Raw genomic sequence first — 15,661 nt, 5'->3', positions numbered from 1 at the left:
TAGATGATTTACGCAATACTGAATGCCTTAGTGATAATAATTAAATACTTAAAAACACAAAAAAGCATGTAGCAACAATATGCTACATGCTTGATGACCCCTACGGGATTCGAACCCGTGTTACCGCCGTGAAAGGGCGGTGTCTTAACCGCTTGACCAAGGGGCCGTGGCTCCGAAGGCAGGACTCGAACCTGCGACAACCTGATTAACAGTCAGGTGCTACTACCAACTGAGCTACTTCGGAATATCTTTATAATGGGCCTAAATGGACTCGAACCATCGACCTCACGCTTATCAGGCGTGCGCTCTAACCAGCTGAGCTATAGGCCCCTCTTGGAGCGGGTGATGAGAATCGAACTCACGACATCAGCTTGGAAGGCTGAGGTTTTACCATTAAACTACACCCGCAAAAAGGATGGGTCAGGACGGAATCGAACCGCCGACACTTAGAGCTTCAATCTAATGCTCTACCAACTGAGCTACTGACCCGGAAAATGGAGGAGGTAGAGGGATTCGAACCCCCGCGCGGTGTTACCCGCCTGTCGGTTTTCAAGACCGATCCCTTCAGCCAGACTTGGGTATACCTCCGGAATGAAACAATTATGGTGGAGCCTAGCGGGATCGAACCGCTGACCTCCTGCGTGCAAGGCAGGCGCTCTCCCAGCTGAGCTAAGGCCCCATTTTTTAAAAAGATGGTCGGAATGACAGGATTCGAACCTACGACCCCTTGGTCCCAAACCAAGTGCTCTACCAAGCTGAGCTACATTCCGTTCATTTATTGGCGCGCCCGGCAGGAGTCGAACCCACAACCTTCTGATCCGTAGTCAGACGCTCTATCCAATTGAGCTACGGGCGCTAAATATTAAAAATGGTGCCGAGGGCCGGAATCGAACCGGCACGGTAGTCACCTACCGCAGGATTTTAAGTCCTGTGCGTCTGCCAGTTCCGCCACCCCGGCACATTTGGAGCGGAAGACGAGGTTCGAACTCGCGACCCCCACCTTGGCAAGGTGGTGTTCTACCACTGAACTACTTCCGCATGTGCATAAGATTATTTATTCTGGCAATTATAAATTTGAAATATAGATGATGCGGGTGAAGGGAGTCGAACCCCCACGCCTTGCGGCGCTAGATCCTAAGTCTAGTGCGTCTGCCAATTCCGCCACACCCGCAAATATGATGAGCCATGAAGGACTCGAACCTTCGACCCTCTGATTAAAAGTCAGATGCTCTACCAACTGAGCTAATGGCTCATATTAAGAAATAAATGGCTGGGGTACTAGGATTCGAACCTAGGCATGACGGAATCAAAATCCGTTGCCTTACCGCTTGGCTATACCCCAATATTTTATTATGGGGCGACTGATGGGAATCGAACCCACGAATGTCGGAACCACAATCCGATGCGTTAACCACTTCGCCACAACCGCCATATGTAATATAACAGTAGTCTAACCTAAAAAATTTGGCAGGGGCAGTAGGAATCGAACCCACACCAAAGGTTTTGGAGACCTCTATTCTACCGTTGAACTATGCCCCTATTGAATAAAGAGCTGGTGGAGGGGGACGGATTCGAACCGCCGAACCCTAAGGAGCGGATTTACAGTCCGCCGCGTTTAGCCACTTCGCTACCCCTCCAAGGGATGGTGCCGGCGATAGGAGTCGAACCCACGACCTACTGATTACAAGTCAGTTGCTCTACCAACTGAGCTACACCGGCAAATAAGGACGGTCCCGACCGGGATCGAACCGGCGATCTCCTGCGTGACAGGCAGGCATGTTAACCGCTACACCACGGGACCTTAATTTTATTTGGTTGCGGAGACAGGATTTGAACCTGTGACCTTCGGGTTATGAGCCCGACGAGCTACCACTGCTCCACCCCGCGATAATAGTAATTTCATAATAAATAAATGGTGGAGGATGACGGGCTCGAACCGCCGACCCTCTGCTTGTAAGGCAGATGCTCTCCCAGCTGAGCTAATCCTCCACATAAAAAATAAGCGAAGCGACGTCCTACTCTCACAGGGGGAAGCCCCCAACTACCATCGGCGCTAAAGAGCTTAACTTCCGTGTTCGATATGGGAACGGGTGTGACCTCTTTGCCATCATCACTTCACTTATTCAGTTGAAAGAACTCGTTCTCTCAAAACTGGATAAACGTTCATTGAATGTTTCAAACTTTTTTGGTTAAGTCCTCGATCGATTAGTATTCGTCAGCTCCATGTGTCACCACACTTCCACCTCGAACCTATCTACCTCATCGTCTTTGAGGGATCTTACTTACTTGCGTAATGGGAAATCTCATCTTGAGGGGGGCTTCATGCTTAGATGCTTTCAGCACTTATCCCGTCCACACATAGCTACCCAGCGATGCCTTTGGCAAGACAACTGGTACACCAGCGGTGTGTCCATCCCGGTCCTCTCGTACTAAGGACAGCTCCTCTCAAATTTCCTACGCCCACGACGGATAGGGACCGAACTGTCTCACGACGTTCTGAACCCAGCTCGCGTACCGCTTTAATGGGCGAACAGCCCAACCCTTGGGACCGACTACAGCCCCAGGATGCGATGAGCCGACATCGAGGTGCCAAACCTCCCCGTCGATGTGGACTCTTGGGGGAGATAAGCCTGTTATCCCCGGGGTAGCTTTTATCCGTTGAGCGATGGCCCTTCCATGCGGAACCACCGGATCACTAAGCCCGTCTTTCGACCCTGCTCGACTTGTAGGTCTCGCAGTCAAGCTCCCTTGTGCCTTTACACTCTACGAATGATTTCCAACCATTCTGAGGGAACCTTTGGGCGCCTCCGTTACCTTTTAGGAGGCGACCGCCCCAGTCAAACTGTCCGCCTGACACTGTCTCCTGCCCCGCTAAGGGGCATGGGTTAGAATTTCAATACAACCAGGGTAGTATCCCACCGACGCCTCCTTCGAAGCTGGCGCTCCGAGATCTCTGGCTCCTACCTATCCTGTACAAGTTGTACCAAAATTCAATATCAGGCTACAGTAAAGCTCCACGGGGTCTTTCCGTCCTGTCGCGGGTAACCTGCATCTTCACAGGTACTATAATTTCACCGAGTCTCTCGTTGAGACAGTGCCCAGATCGTTACGCCTTTCGTGCGGGTCGGAACTTACCCGACAAGGAATTTCGCTACCTTAGGACCGTTATAGTTACGGCCGCCGTTTACTGGGGCTTCAATTCGCAGCTTCGCTTGCGCTAACCACTCCTCTTAACCTTCCAGCACCGGGCAGGCGTCAGCCCCTATACGTCACCTTACGGTTTTGCAGAGACCTGTGTTTTTGCTAAACAGTCGCCTGGGCCTATTCACTGCGGCTCTCATGCGCTTGCACGCTCAAGAGCACCCCTTCTCCCGAAGTTACGGGGTCATTTTGCCGAGTTCCTTAACGAGAGTTCTCTCGCACACCTTAGGATTCTCTCCTCGACTACCTGTGTCGGTTTGCGGTACGGGCACCTCTCACCTCGATAGAGGCTTTTCTTGGCAGTGTGAAATCAGGAACTTCGTCCATACGGACTCGCCATCACAGCTCAACGTTACAGTGTGCGGATTTGCCTACACACACGCCTTACTGCTTGGACGCGCACAACCAACGGCGCGCTTACCCTATCCTACTGCGTCCCCCCATTTCTCAAACGGTGAGGAGGTGGTACAGGAATATCAACCTGTTGTCCATCGCCTACGCCTATCGGCCTCGGCTTAGGTCCCGACTAACCCTGAGCGGACGAGCCTTCCTCAGGAAACCTTAGTCATACGGTGGACGGGATTCTCACCCGTCTTTCGCTACTCATACCGGCATTCTCACTTCTAAGCGCTCCACCAGTCCTTCCGGTCTGACTTCAACGCACTTAGAACGCTCTCCTACCACTGACATCGTAGATGTCAATCCACAGCTTCGGTGAATCGTTTAGCCCCGATACATTTTCGGCGCAGCGTCACTCGACCAGTGAGCTATTACGCACTCTTTAAATGATGGCTGCTTCTAAGCCAACATCCTGGTTGTCTGTGCAACGCCACATCCTTTTCCACTTAACGATTACTTTGGGACCTTAGCTGGTGGTCTGGGCTGTTTCCCTTTTGACTACGGATCTTATCACTCGCAGTCTGACTCCCGTGTATAAATATCTGGCATTCGGAGTTTGTCTGAATTCGGTAAACCGGGATGGCCCCCTAGTCCAAACAGTGCTCTACCTCCAGTATTCTCATCACGAGGCTAGCCCTAAAGCTATTTCGGAGAGAACCAGCTATCTCCAAGTTCGATTGGAATTTCTCCGCTACCCACACCTCATCCCCGCACTTTTCAACGTGCGTGGGTTCGGGCCTCCAGTAAGTGTTACCTCACCTTCACCCTGGACATGGGTAGATCACCTGGTTTCGGGTCTACGACCACGTACTAATTCGCCCTATTCAGACTCGCTTTCGCTGCGGCTCCGCCTTCTAAAGCTTAACCTCGCACGTAATCGTAACTCGCCGGTTCATTCTACAAAAGGCACGCTATCACCCATTAACGGGCTCTAACTACTTGTAGGCACACGGTTTCAGGATCTCTTTCACTCCCCTCCCGGGGTGCTTTTCACCTTTCCCTCACGGTACTGGTTCACTATCGGTCACTAGGTAGTATTTAGCCTTGGGAGATGGTCCTCCCGGATTCCGACGGAATTTCACGTGTTCCGCCGTACTCAGGATCCACTCTGGAGGGAATGAACTTTCGACTACAGGGCTTTTACCTGCTCTGGCGGACCTTTCCAAGTCGCTTCATCTAACTCATTCCTTTGTAACTCCGTATAGAGTGTCCTACAACCCCAAGAGGCAAGCCTCTTGGTTTGGGCTCTTCCCGTTTCGCTCGCCGCTACTCAGGGAATCGATTTTTCTTTCTCTTCCTCCAGGTACTTAGATGTTTCAGTTCCCTGGGTCTGCCTTCAAGACGCTATGTATTCACGTCAAGATACTACGCGATTAAACGTAGTGGGTTCCCCCATTCGGAAATCTCCGGATCAAAGCTCACTTACAGCTCCCCGAAGCATATCGGTGTTAGTGCCGTCCTTCTTCGGCTCCTAGTGCCAAGGCATTCGCCGTGCGCCCTTAATAACTTAACCTGCAGCTTCCGATATACATCGTAATCCAGCGTCAGCTTCATTCGTTCGGTCAGTCACGTACAGAGGTACGCTCCTTCTCTCACTCAATCGCTTCCTTGTCTTACTCGTATCTCGAAACCTTCATTTGTTATTAAGCCTATAAAAAACTTAAAAAAATAAATGTGTTTGTTACAATTTCAATGTCGTTTTATCCAGTTTTCAAAGAACAAATTTTGAAGTCATTCAGAAGAATGAACCTTCAAAACTGAACGCAAAACGTAATCTTACAAACCCAAGGTTTGTATTCCGAAAATATCCTTAGAAAGGAGGTGATCCAGCCGCACCTTCCGATACGGCTACCTTGTTACGACTTCACCCCAATCATCTATCCCACCTTCGGCGGCTGGCTCCAAAAGGTTACCTCACCGACTTCGGGTGTTACAAACTCTCGTGGTGTGACGGGCGGTGTGTACAAGGCCCGGGAACGTATTCACCGCGGCATGCTGATCCGCGATTACTAGCGATTCCGGCTTCATGTAGGCGAGTTGCAGCCTACAATCCGAACTGAGAACGACTTTATCGGATTAGCTCCCTCTCGCGAGTTGGCAACCGTTTGTATCGTCCATTGTAGCACGTGTGTAGCCCAGGTCATAAGGGGCATGATGATTTGACGTCATCCCCACCTTCCTCCGGTTTGTCACCGGCAGTCACCTTAGAGTGCCCAACTAAATGATGGCAACTAAGATCAAGGGTTGCGCTCGTTGCGGGACTTAACCCAACATCTCACGACACGAGCTGACGACAACCATGCACCACCTGTCACCGTTGTCCCCGAAGGGAAAACCATATCTCTACAGTGGTCAACGGGATGTCAAGACCTGGTAAGGTTCTTCGCGTTGCTTCGAATTAAACCACATGCTCCACCGCTTGTGCGGGCCCCCGTCAATTCCTTTGAGTTTCAGTCTTGCGACCGTACTCCCCAGGCGGAGTGCTTAATGCGTTAGCTGCAGCACTAAGGGGCGGAAACCCCCTAACACTTAGCACTCATCGTTTACGGCGTGGACTACCAGGGTATCTAATCCTGTTTGCTCCCCACGCTTTCGCGCCTCAGTGTCAGTTACAGACCAGATAGTCGCCTTCGCCACTGGTGTTCCTCCAAATCTCTACGCATTTCACCGCTACACTTGGAATTCCACTATCCTCTTCTGCACTCAAGTCTCCCAGTTTCCAATGACCCTCCACGGTTGAGCCGTGGGCTTTCACATCAGACTTAAGAAACCACCTGCGCGCGCTTTACGCCCAATAATTCCGGACAACGCTTGCCACCTACGTATTACCGCGGCTGCTGGCACGTAGTTAGCCGTGGCTTTCTAATAAGGTACCGTCAAGGTACAGCCAGTTACTACTGTACTTGTTCTTCCCTTACAACAGAGTTTTACGAACCGAAATCCTTCTTCACTCACGCGGCGTTGCTCCATCAGGCTTTCGCCCATTGTGGAAGATTCCCTACTGCTGCCTCCCGTAGGAGTCTGGGCCGTGTCTCAGTCCCAGTGTGGCCGATCACCCTCTCAGGTCGGCTACGCATCGTCGCCTTGGTGAGCCGTTACCTCACCAACTAGCTAATGCGCCGCGGGCCCATCCTATAGCGACAGCCGAAACCGTCTTTCAGTATTGTCCCATGAGGGACAATAGATTATTCGGTATTAGCCCCGGTTTCCCGGAGTTATCCCAAACTATAGGGTAGGTTGCCCACGTGTTACTCACCCGTCCGCCGCTAACGTCAAAGGAGCAAGCTCCTTCTCTGTTCGCTCGACTTGCATGTATTAGGCACGCCGCCAGCGTTCGTCCTGAGCCAGGATCAAACTCTCCATAAAAGAAATTTGATTAGCTCAAATTGTTTTGCTGGCATCAATTTTGATGTCCAAAATTTTGTTTCGTTCACTAACGAAGTTAGCTAGTAAAAACTATATTGATTACGTTTTGCTTGTTCAGTTTTCAAGGTTCATTTCGTCGCCGTTTGTTTTTAGCGACTTTTAAATCATAACATTTTATTTTTTTGTTGTCAACAACTTTTTTGAAATATTTTATCTTCTTTCAGAAGCGACAACTTTTATATCATACTATTTACAAACGTTCTTGTCAACACTTTTTTATATTGTTTTTAAGTAGTTTGTAATACTAATGTTACGTCGTCTTAGCGACAAGTAATAATTTATCACGATTCTATAACCTTTGCAAGTATTTTTTCTATAAAAATATCAAATTATATTAAAAACCTTTATAAAATTATACTTTATAAATTAGAAAATCGAAAACCTTCCTATATAAGTGCCCAAATTTTTTATTGCCCTATTAATTCTACTTTCTTTCTAAAACGCACATCTTTCTTTACTCGAATGCCTATCTTTACATAAAAGACTATTCCTAAAATAAATAAGTTCTTAATATAAAACAAACCTTATCCTCTTTCTCGTTTTCATTATACAATTTTCTATTTGCTTTAAATCTAATGCCATTGCTTTTCGCTTTCCACTGTAGCTTAACTAACACTACAGTGGAAAACAGCAAGAAACTAAACAAAAATACAAATTCTAAAACGGAAAGAAAAATGGAACTGCAAGCATCATCACAATAAACATAATAACTTGTAATGGTACGCCAATCTTTACAAAATCCATAAATTTATAGCCACCAGCAGTCATCACTAACGCATTAGTAGGTGAGGCAATTGGCGTGGCAAACGCCATACTTGCTGCTACCGCTACACCAATCATAAAGGTTGTAGGATTTGCATCCATTGCAATCGCTGCGTTCATCGCAATCGGCGCAAACAAAACAGCGGTTGCAGTATTACTAATAAATTGACCAAAAATAACTGTCAGTACATATATCCCTATCAGTACCCCGTAAGGACCGTATTTACCAAGAACATCAATTATGCCGTTGGATAAGATAACCATGCCCCCTGTTTTCTCTAAGGCTGTAGCCATCGGAAGCATCGCCGCAACGAGCACAATACTTTCAAAATTCATATTGTTATACGCATCTTCCATATTTCGCAAACAGCCAGTTATAATCATCAATACTGCCCCAACCATAACAGAAATAACAGCAGGGAATACTTCAAAAGCCATAAGCCCAATCATCAGCAGCATAATCGCACCAGCTATTCCTGCTTTACCAGTTGCCGCTGCAACACTCGCATGCTCTTTCGGTTGGCCGACAACAACAACATCCTGTGTCTCTCGAGCGAGCACTAATATTTCATCCCATGCGCCTTGTACTAAGATGGCATCCCCGAATTTCAGCTTATGCGTCACCATATCTTGAAGCTTATAGCCACCTCTATGGTTAATGCCAATAATATTGAGATTATACTTTTCTCGGAATCCTAGTGAACTGACCGTCTCATTAATAAAACTTGAGTTGGGTGTTAATAGTACTTCCGCAATACCAAGATGCTTTGTTACCAACTCATCCGCTTCATTCTCAGTCAATTCTTGCATCACTAAACCGTAATCTGCAGTTAAATTACCAATCGCCCCTTCCTCACCTTGTACATAGAGCTCATCTAAAGCATGGATAACACTCGTTGGCCCTGCCATTTCTTGATAGGTCATCGGGAGTAAATTCATTCCATCTTGTGATTTACGGTGAATTTTCATCATACAAAGTCCATACTTTGCGGGAAGCTTTAATTCTGCCAGTGATGTTCCTATAATTGTAGAATCCTCAGGTACAAACACCTTAAATAATCGATTGTTTAAATCATATTGCTTCATAATTTTCTTTGGCGAGAGCTTATAGCCAGTAGATGTTTGCGTTCTTTTTTTATCATTTGGTAACAGAATATTACGCACAAGCACCAAATATAAAATACCGACAATCATCCCAACTAGTCCAATCGGCGTCACCTCAAAAAAACCAAGCTTCGGATAGCCTTGATCGACTAAAAGCTGACTGACAATTAAATTGGGCGGGGAAGCAATTAATGTCATTAAGCCCGACAAACTAGCGACATAAGAAAGAGGTAGTAAGAACTTCGAAGGACTTTCCTTCATACTGATGGCAATGCTGACAACAATCGGCATCATCAAGGCAACTGTACCCGTATTACTCATAAAAGCACCTACAGAACCTACAATAATGAGCAATAGGATAAATAACTTGAGCTCGCTATTACCTGACCATTTCAATAATAGTTGTCCAGCCATTGCTGCAAGACCCGTACGCAAAATACCAGCTCCAACTACAAAAAGGCCAGCAATCATTAGCACAACCGAATTTGAAAAGCCTGCCAAAGCTTCTGCTGGCGTTAAAATATTAGCGATAACAAATGCGAGAAGAGAGACAATAGCAACAAAATCTGCACGCACTCGATTCGTCATAAATACAATAATCGTCATTCCTAAAATAAGAAATGTTAATGTTAGCTGCACGTAAAGCATTCCTTTCTAACGATAGTAACAACTACATTCTATACGAAAAAAAGCATAAATAACGGAATTCTCCCTATTTATGCTTTTTCTGTAATATTTAATTGGTAAATCTATGCACAATTGAGATTAATCATTCACCAAAACTCTTTATTTATTACAAAACAATACCATGACGCACTACGACTTGCCCTTTTTTAATCACCGTATCGGTATGATTCATGCCGTAAAAGTATTGTAGCTGTTTGTAATTGGCAACATCCAATATAATAACATCTGCTTGTTTACCCGCTTCAAGCGTACCAATCTGCTGGCCTCTGTTCAATGCATACGCAGCATTAATGGTCGTAGCAGTGATTACTTCTTCTAATGTCAACCCCATATGCATACAAGCTAAATTCATTATAAATGGCAAACTCATTGTCGGCGAAGAACCCGGGTTAAAGTCTGTTGAGATGGCAACTGGCACTCCTTCATCAATCATTAACCTGCCTCTTGCAAACGGTGCGCGTAAGAAGAAGGCAGTGCCAGGTAGCAAGACGGCAATTGTTCCTGCTTCAGCCATATTTTGAATACCTTCATCCGAAGCAACTAACAAATGCTCTGCCGAGATAGCCCCCACATCAGCGGCTAATTCCGCACCGTTATACGGCTCTATTTCATCAGCATGAATTTTCGGTGTTAGTCCAAGCGCTTTACCCGCCTCTAAAATGCGTCTAGATTGCGCTGGTGTAAATACGCCTTTTTCACAAAACACATCATTGAATTCTGCAAGCTCTAATGCCGACACTTTTGGCAACATATCATTAATAATAACGTCTACATATTCATCTTCTCGTCCTTTAAAATCGCGTGGTACCGCATGTGCGCCCATAAAGGTACTAATGACATCTACCACATGTGTGTCCTGTAGCTTTTTAGCTACTTCCAGTTGTTTCTTTTCCGTTTCCCATTCCAGACCGTAACCTGACTTCGCTTCCACAGTAGTCACACCATGCTTTAAAAAAACATCTAAATGGTGCATCGTTTTTTCATATAACGCTTCAAAACTTGTTTCTCGTGTGTGCTTTGTTGTAGCATGAATGCCTCCACCTGCATTCATAATGTCCATATAAGTGGAACCGTTAAGTCTCATATTAAATTCCTGCTCACGTGTACCGCCATGTACTAAATGTGTATGGCAATCCACAAGACCTGGCATGACAATCTTTCCAGATGCATCTATAACCTCTGCTTCCTGCACTAAATGAGGGAAATCTATAACTAACTGTTCGTAAGCCCCGACAGCGACAATCTGACTTCCTGCTACGAGCACACTTCCCTTTTCTACAACGGCAATCTCTCGCATTTGTTCTTTTATTCGAGGCCCTTGTAAAACGCTTTTCAAAGTAATGACTTCATTTGCATTTTTAATTAACAGGGTCATTTCACATCATCCTTTAGCATTGGCATATGGACACCTTTATTCTTTGCTGTATTGATAGCAATGTCATAACCTGCATCTGCATGCCGAACAATGCCCATTCCAGGGTCTGAAATCAACACGCGCGCTATTTTCTCAGCCGCTAGTGTTGATCCATCAGCAACTAACACTTGACCTGCATGCTGTGAATAGCCCATTCCTACACCGCCACCATGGTGAACACTTACCCAGCTAGCTCCACTCGCTGTGTTAACTAGTGCGTTTAAAATCGGCCAATCGGATACTGCATCTGACCCATCCAACATCCCTTCTGTTTCACGGTTGGGAGAAGCCACTGAGCCAGAGTCTAAATGATCCCGTCCGAAAACAATTGGTGCAGACAACTCGCCATTTGCTACCATTTCATTCACCTTCAGTGCAAAGCGATGGCGATCACCATACCCTAACCAGCAAATACGTGCAGGTAGTCCCTGCCATTTCACCATTTTTTGCGCCATATCAATCCAATTGACAAGACCTTCATCTTCAGCAAACATTTCTTTCGCTAAAGCATCTGTTTTATAAATATCTTCCGGATCACCAGAAAGTGCTGCCCAACGGAACGGCCCCTTACCCTCACAGAACAATGGACGAATATACGCTGGTACAAAGCCTGGGAAGTCAAAAGCATTTGTCACACCCATCTCTTTTGCGTAAGCACGAATATTATTACCGTAATCAAATACTTCAGCACCTGCCTGTTGAAATTCAAGCATTGTACGAACATGCTCTGCCATCGTTTCTTTCGCCTTTTGCTCATACGTTTTGACATCATTTTTCCGTAACGCTAACGCTTCTTCAAACGTCATACCATTCGGTACATAGCCATTGATAGGGTCATGCGCAGATGTTTGGTCTGTCACAAAATCTGGGATGATACCTCGGTTTAACAATTCACGGTTAACATCTGCACAGTTGCCAACTAGCCCGATTGACGCTGGCTCTCGTTGAGCACGGAGTTGATTGACTAATGCCACCGCTTCATCTACTGTCTCAACAAGATAATCACAGTAGCCTTCTTTTATTTTCCGTTCAATACGAGCACGTTCCACTTCAACTACTAAAATGACTGCCCCTGCCATTTTTCCAGCTAAAGGCTGTGCACCACTCATACCACCCATACCACCAGTAAGAATGAATTTCCCGCGTAAGTCCGCACTACCAAACACTTTCTTTCCAGCCTCTACAAACGATAAATATGTGCCTTGTAATATACCTTGAGCACCAATATATATCCAACTACCAGCAGTCATTTGACTGTACATCATTAAATCACGGTCCTCTAGCTCATAGAAATGCTCCCAATTGGACCATGCAGGCACTAAGTTTGAATTGGCGATTAAAACGCGTGGTGCATGTTCATGCGTACGGAAGACAGCTACTGGCTTACCCGATTGAATAAGCAATGTTTCATCATTCTCTAATTCTTTTAAAGAAGCAATGATTTGTTCATAGCTTTGCCAATTTCGCGCCGCTTTTCCTATTCCTCCATACACAATAAGCTCATCAGGATTTTCTGCAACTTCAGGATCTAGATTATTCATCAGCATGCGCATCGCCGCTTCCTGCGTCCAACCTTTACATGTTATTTCATTCCCTCTTGGTGCACGAATATTAGTTTTATATACCATTCAAAACACGCTCCTTTAAAATAGTAAAAATGCTATTGGTGTTACAATAATTAAAGATAAGACGACACGCTCAAACCAAATCAGCAAGATTTCACGCAATGTCAATGGAATTTCTGATGATAAGATCAGTGGAATTACAGCAGAAAAGAATAATATTGAAGAAATAGATACGACAGACACAATAAATTTCGTTATCAATGTTGCTTGTGTGACAACAAGTGCTGGTAAAAACACTTCCGCCAACGATAAAGACAATGCTTTCGCTGTTAAAAATGGTTCTGGAACTTGTAATACATATGTAAAAGGAACAAAAATATACGCAAGCCAATCAAAAACAGGCGTATATGTTGCGAGTACAAGCCCTAGAAGACCAATTGATAAAATAGAAGGCATAACATCCATTGCCATCACAAGGCCATCCTTTAAATTCATCCATAAAATTTTTGCTAACGGCGGATTTTGCTCAACCGCCACCATCGCTTGACGCCACGCTTCTTTAAAACGATTTTGCATCACTATTTTTTCTGGCATCGGTGTCGAGCCTGCAAAGTATTCATCCTTCATTGAACGCAGTGGATACATACGTGCTGTTATTGCCGTAACTAGAAATGTCACAACGAGCGATACCCAAAAAAATGTATTCCAATGTGGCATAATATCGAGCGTGCTTGCAATGACAACCATAAATGTGGCAGATACAGTTGAAAAGCCTGTTGCAATAATTGCGGCCTCCTTCGCTGTATAACGACCTTCCATATAGACACGGTTCGTTAAAAGTAACCCGACCGAATAACTGCCAACAAATGAGGCTACTGCATCTACTGCCGAACGGCCCGGCGTCTTAAAAATAGGTTGCATAAAACGATGCGTTAAAACACCAATAAATTCAAGTAACCCAAAGCTAACAAGAATAGCTAAAAATAAAGAGCCTATCGGAATAAGTACCCCTACTGGCTTAATTAGTTTCTCCATTAAGTAAGGTCCGATATTTTCATTGGCAAGCCATGCAGGAGCAACATTAAAAATTAGCAAAACCCCAGCTACCATTCCACCTACTTTAAAAATTGACAACACAACATCAACTGTTGACTTACTCCATTTATCAGAAATAAATGGATAGATCGCTCCTCCAACAAGCATCATAACCACATAAACAGTGACAAGCGAGGGTGCTTCTGTACGAATATAATTCACAATATGATCGATTAGAATTGTGTTTTTTCCATGCCATTCAAACGAAATGAAAAAGCTGAATATTCCGACTAAGCTACAGATAACCATTTTTATAATTGAGGAAACTCTAAATGACGAGTCGTGCCTCAACGCCTGTTGCTTATAATCCATGGCAGTCCTCCTTGCTTATTTATAGCAAACCAGTCACCCAATAGTGCCCACCAAATTCATTTAAGTAAAAGAACTTGGCGGGAACATAAAGGATGTTATACAAGAAGCTTAAATGCTCTCATCTAATAGAACATCACTTGCTAATAAGTACTTCGCTAATGCTTCAATTTCGTCACCAATAGGTTGGTCTGCCAATAAAGGCGGACAGAATTCACGCACTTTTGCTAAATACTTTCTTGTTGTTGGCGATAACTGCTCTTCCGCCTTATCTAGATGGATAGCTTGCGACGCACAAATCATTTCTATTGCAATAACCCGAGCTGCATTGTGGACAATTTGTCGCACTTGACGAGCTGATGTTGTCCCCATACTGACATGATCTTCTTGATTCCCTGATGTAGGTATCGAATCAACACTTGAAGGATGTGCCAGCACTTTGTTTTCTGACACAATCGAAGCAGCTGTATATTGTGCAATCATCAGTCCACATTCAATACCAGGATTTGTTGCTAAAAATGGTGGCAAACCATCATTAAGTTGCGGATTGACCATGCGCTCTGTACGTCTTTCGGAAATATTAGCCCATTCACTGACCCCAACCTTTAAAAAGTCCATAGCTAATGCTATCGGTTGACCGTGAAAATGACCTCCCGATAGAACTTCTCCATTTTCTAAAACGATAGGATTGTCTGTTGTAGCATTCATCTCTATTTGCACACGCTGCTCCGCATAGAAAAATGATTGCCAAGATGCACCGTGTACTTGGGGAATGCACCGCAGAGAATACGCATCCTGCATCCTTATTTCCCCTTGCTTGGTCACGCGTTTACTGCCTTCAAGCCATTTGCGAATACGCCCTCCTACCAACTCTAATTCTGGATGTGGTCTTACAGCTAATAGTGCCGGATCAAATGCAGACGTAATCCCTTTTAACGCCTCTAATGACAGACTCGCAGCCATATCCGCGGCAAGCCCAATACGCTCTGCCTCGTTTAATGTCAAAACGCCAATACCCGTCATTGCTTGCGTACCATTTACTAGTGCTAATCCTTCCTTTGCCTGTAATCGCACAGGTGTTAAACCTGCTTTTTGTAATGCGATATCACCTGACACAAGTTCGCCCTTAAATTCAGCTTTCCCTTCACCTACAAGTACTAAGGCTAAATGGGATAATGGTGCTAAATCTCCACTTGCTCCAACTGATCCTTGGGATGGCACGATTGGATGTACCCCTTTATTGATGCAGTCTAGCAATAATTGCAATGTTTCTTGTCGAATACCAGAAAACCCACGCGCTAATGCATTTGCGCGTAAAATCATCATCGCACGCACGACATCCGTTGGAAACGGTTCGCCAACACCTGTTGCATCTGAACGAAGTAAATTTAATTGCAGTAACTCAATATCTGATTCTTCAATTCGTATATTACTTAACTTGCCAAACCCAGTATTGACACCGTAAATTACTTGCCCCTCTGCTAAGCGTTTTTCAATTCTTTCTCTACTTGCTCGAACGCGTTCCGTACTGTCAGTAGATAATACGACCGAAGCCTGCCCCTTCACGATTTTCTCAATTTGTTGCCTTGTTAACGTATTGCCATCAAGTTCGATGATTGTTTGCATACGATATCCCCCTATCCTTAACAGCTTATGTAAATGTACTTGTATAAAAAAGAATTTCTCTATCTCCATTGTA

At 45.1% G+C, this 15,661-nt stretch carries 5 protein-coding genes, 21 tRNA genes and 3 rRNA genes; all 29 read right to left on the bottom strand.

Features of this window, described 5'->3' with window-relative positions; genetic code table 11:
- Positions 1–94 precede the first annotated feature (94 nt).
- Positions 95–166, bottom strand: a tRNA-Glu gene (locus MHH88_RS01505).
- A 1-nt stretch (position 167) separates the two neighbouring features.
- Positions 168–244 (bottom strand) — tRNA-Asn (locus MHH88_RS01500).
- A gap of 12 nt (positions 245–256) precedes the next feature.
- Positions 257–330, bottom strand: a tRNA-Ile gene (locus MHH88_RS01495).
- A gap of 4 nt (positions 331–334) precedes the next feature.
- Positions 335–408, bottom strand: a tRNA-Gly gene (locus tag MHH88_RS01490).
- A gap of 8 nt (positions 409–416) precedes the next feature.
- Positions 417–489, bottom strand: a tRNA-Phe gene (locus MHH88_RS01485).
- 6 nt (positions 490–495) lie between these two features.
- A tRNA-Ser gene (locus tag MHH88_RS01480) sits at positions 496–588 on the bottom strand.
- Between the two features lie 15 nt (positions 589–603).
- Positions 604–679 (bottom strand) — tRNA-Ala (locus MHH88_RS01475).
- Between the two features lie 14 nt (positions 680–693).
- Positions 694–770: transfer RNA gene (locus MHH88_RS01470), tRNA-Pro, on the bottom strand.
- Positions 771–779: 9 nt separating this feature from the next.
- Positions 780–856: transfer RNA gene (locus MHH88_RS01465), tRNA-Arg, on the bottom strand.
- 13 nt (positions 857–869) lie between these two features.
- Positions 870–958, bottom strand: a tRNA-Leu gene (locus tag MHH88_RS01460).
- A 5-nt stretch (positions 959–963) separates the two neighbouring features.
- Positions 964–1,038 (bottom strand) — tRNA-Gly (locus MHH88_RS01455).
- 51 nt (positions 1,039–1,089) lie between these two features.
- Positions 1,090–1,171: transfer RNA gene (locus MHH88_RS01450), tRNA-Leu, on the bottom strand.
- Positions 1,172–1,179: 8 nt separating this feature from the next.
- Positions 1,180–1,252, bottom strand: a tRNA-Lys gene (locus tag MHH88_RS01445).
- 15 nt (positions 1,253–1,267) lie between these two features.
- Positions 1,268–1,342, bottom strand: a tRNA-Gln gene (locus MHH88_RS01440).
- Positions 1,343–1,353: 11 nt separating this feature from the next.
- Positions 1,354–1,429 (bottom strand) — tRNA-His (locus tag MHH88_RS01435).
- A gap of 36 nt (positions 1,430–1,465) precedes the next feature.
- Positions 1,466–1,539, bottom strand: a tRNA-Trp gene (locus MHH88_RS01430).
- 14 nt (positions 1,540–1,553) lie between these two features.
- Positions 1,554–1,637, bottom strand: a tRNA-Tyr gene (locus tag MHH88_RS01425).
- Between the two features lie 6 nt (positions 1,638–1,643).
- Positions 1,644–1,719 (bottom strand) — tRNA-Thr (locus MHH88_RS01420).
- 9 nt (positions 1,720–1,728) lie between these two features.
- Positions 1,729–1,801 (bottom strand) — tRNA-Asp (locus tag MHH88_RS01415).
- An 11-nt stretch (positions 1,802–1,812) separates the two neighbouring features.
- Positions 1,813–1,887: transfer RNA gene (locus MHH88_RS01410), tRNA-Met, on the bottom strand.
- Between the two features lie 26 nt (positions 1,888–1,913).
- A tRNA-Val gene (locus MHH88_RS01405) sits at positions 1,914–1,989 on the bottom strand.
- A 13-nt stretch (positions 1,990–2,002) separates the two neighbouring features.
- Positions 2,003–2,118 (bottom strand): 5S ribosomal RNA (gene rrf / locus MHH88_RS01400).
- A gap of 67 nt (positions 2,119–2,185) precedes the next feature.
- Positions 2,186–5,113: ribosomal RNA gene (locus tag MHH88_RS01395) — 23S ribosomal RNA — on the bottom strand.
- 301 nt (positions 5,114–5,414) lie between these two features.
- Positions 5,415–6,966, bottom strand: a 16S ribosomal RNA gene (locus tag MHH88_RS01390).
- The 16S, 23S and 5S rRNA genes sit together here with 21 tRNA genes alongside, the layout of an rRNA operon.
- Positions 6,967–7,683: 717 nt before the next feature.
- Positions 7,684–9,540 carry an SLC13 family permease gene (locus tag MHH88_RS01385; RefSeq protein ID WP_339261137.1) on the bottom strand — a complete coding sequence of 619 codons (1,857 nt, stop codon included), beginning with the start codon at positions 9,538–9,540 and terminating at the stop codon, positions 7,684–7,686.
- 145 nt (positions 9,541–9,685) lie between these two features.
- Positions 9,686–10,954: an imidazolonepropionase gene (gene hutI / locus MHH88_RS01380; RefSeq protein ID WP_339261135.1), complete on the bottom strand. Its 1,269-nt coding sequence runs from the start codon at positions 10,952–10,954 to the stop codon at positions 9,686–9,688.
- Complete coding sequence (hutU, locus tag MHH88_RS01375; protein WP_339261133.1) at positions 10,951–12,621, bottom strand: urocanate hydratase; 1,671 nt, start codon at positions 12,619–12,621, stop codon at positions 10,951–10,953. Before hutU ends, hutI begins: the two co-directional genes overlap by 4 nt.
- Positions 12,622–12,636: 15 nt before the next feature.
- Entirely contained in the window at positions 12,637–13,965 is a 1,329-nt protein-coding gene (locus tag MHH88_RS01370) for a YjiH family protein (protein ID WP_339261131.1), read from the bottom strand.
- A gap of 108 nt (positions 13,966–14,073) precedes the next feature.
- A complete protein-coding gene (hutH, locus tag MHH88_RS01365; RefSeq protein ID WP_339261129.1) occupies positions 14,074–15,588 on the bottom strand; it encodes a histidine ammonia-lyase in 1,515 nt (504 codons plus the stop codon).
- Positions 15,589–15,661: the final 73 nt, after the last annotated feature.

It is taken from the genome of Lysinibacillus sp. FSL K6-3209, from assembly GCF_037976175.1.
Classification (GTDB): domain Bacteria; phylum Bacillota; class Bacilli; order Bacillales_A; family Planococcaceae; genus Lysinibacillus; species Lysinibacillus sphaericus_D.
The sequence above is the reverse complement of the archived record's forward strand: the minus strand, read 5'-3'. Positions and strand labels throughout refer to the sequence as shown.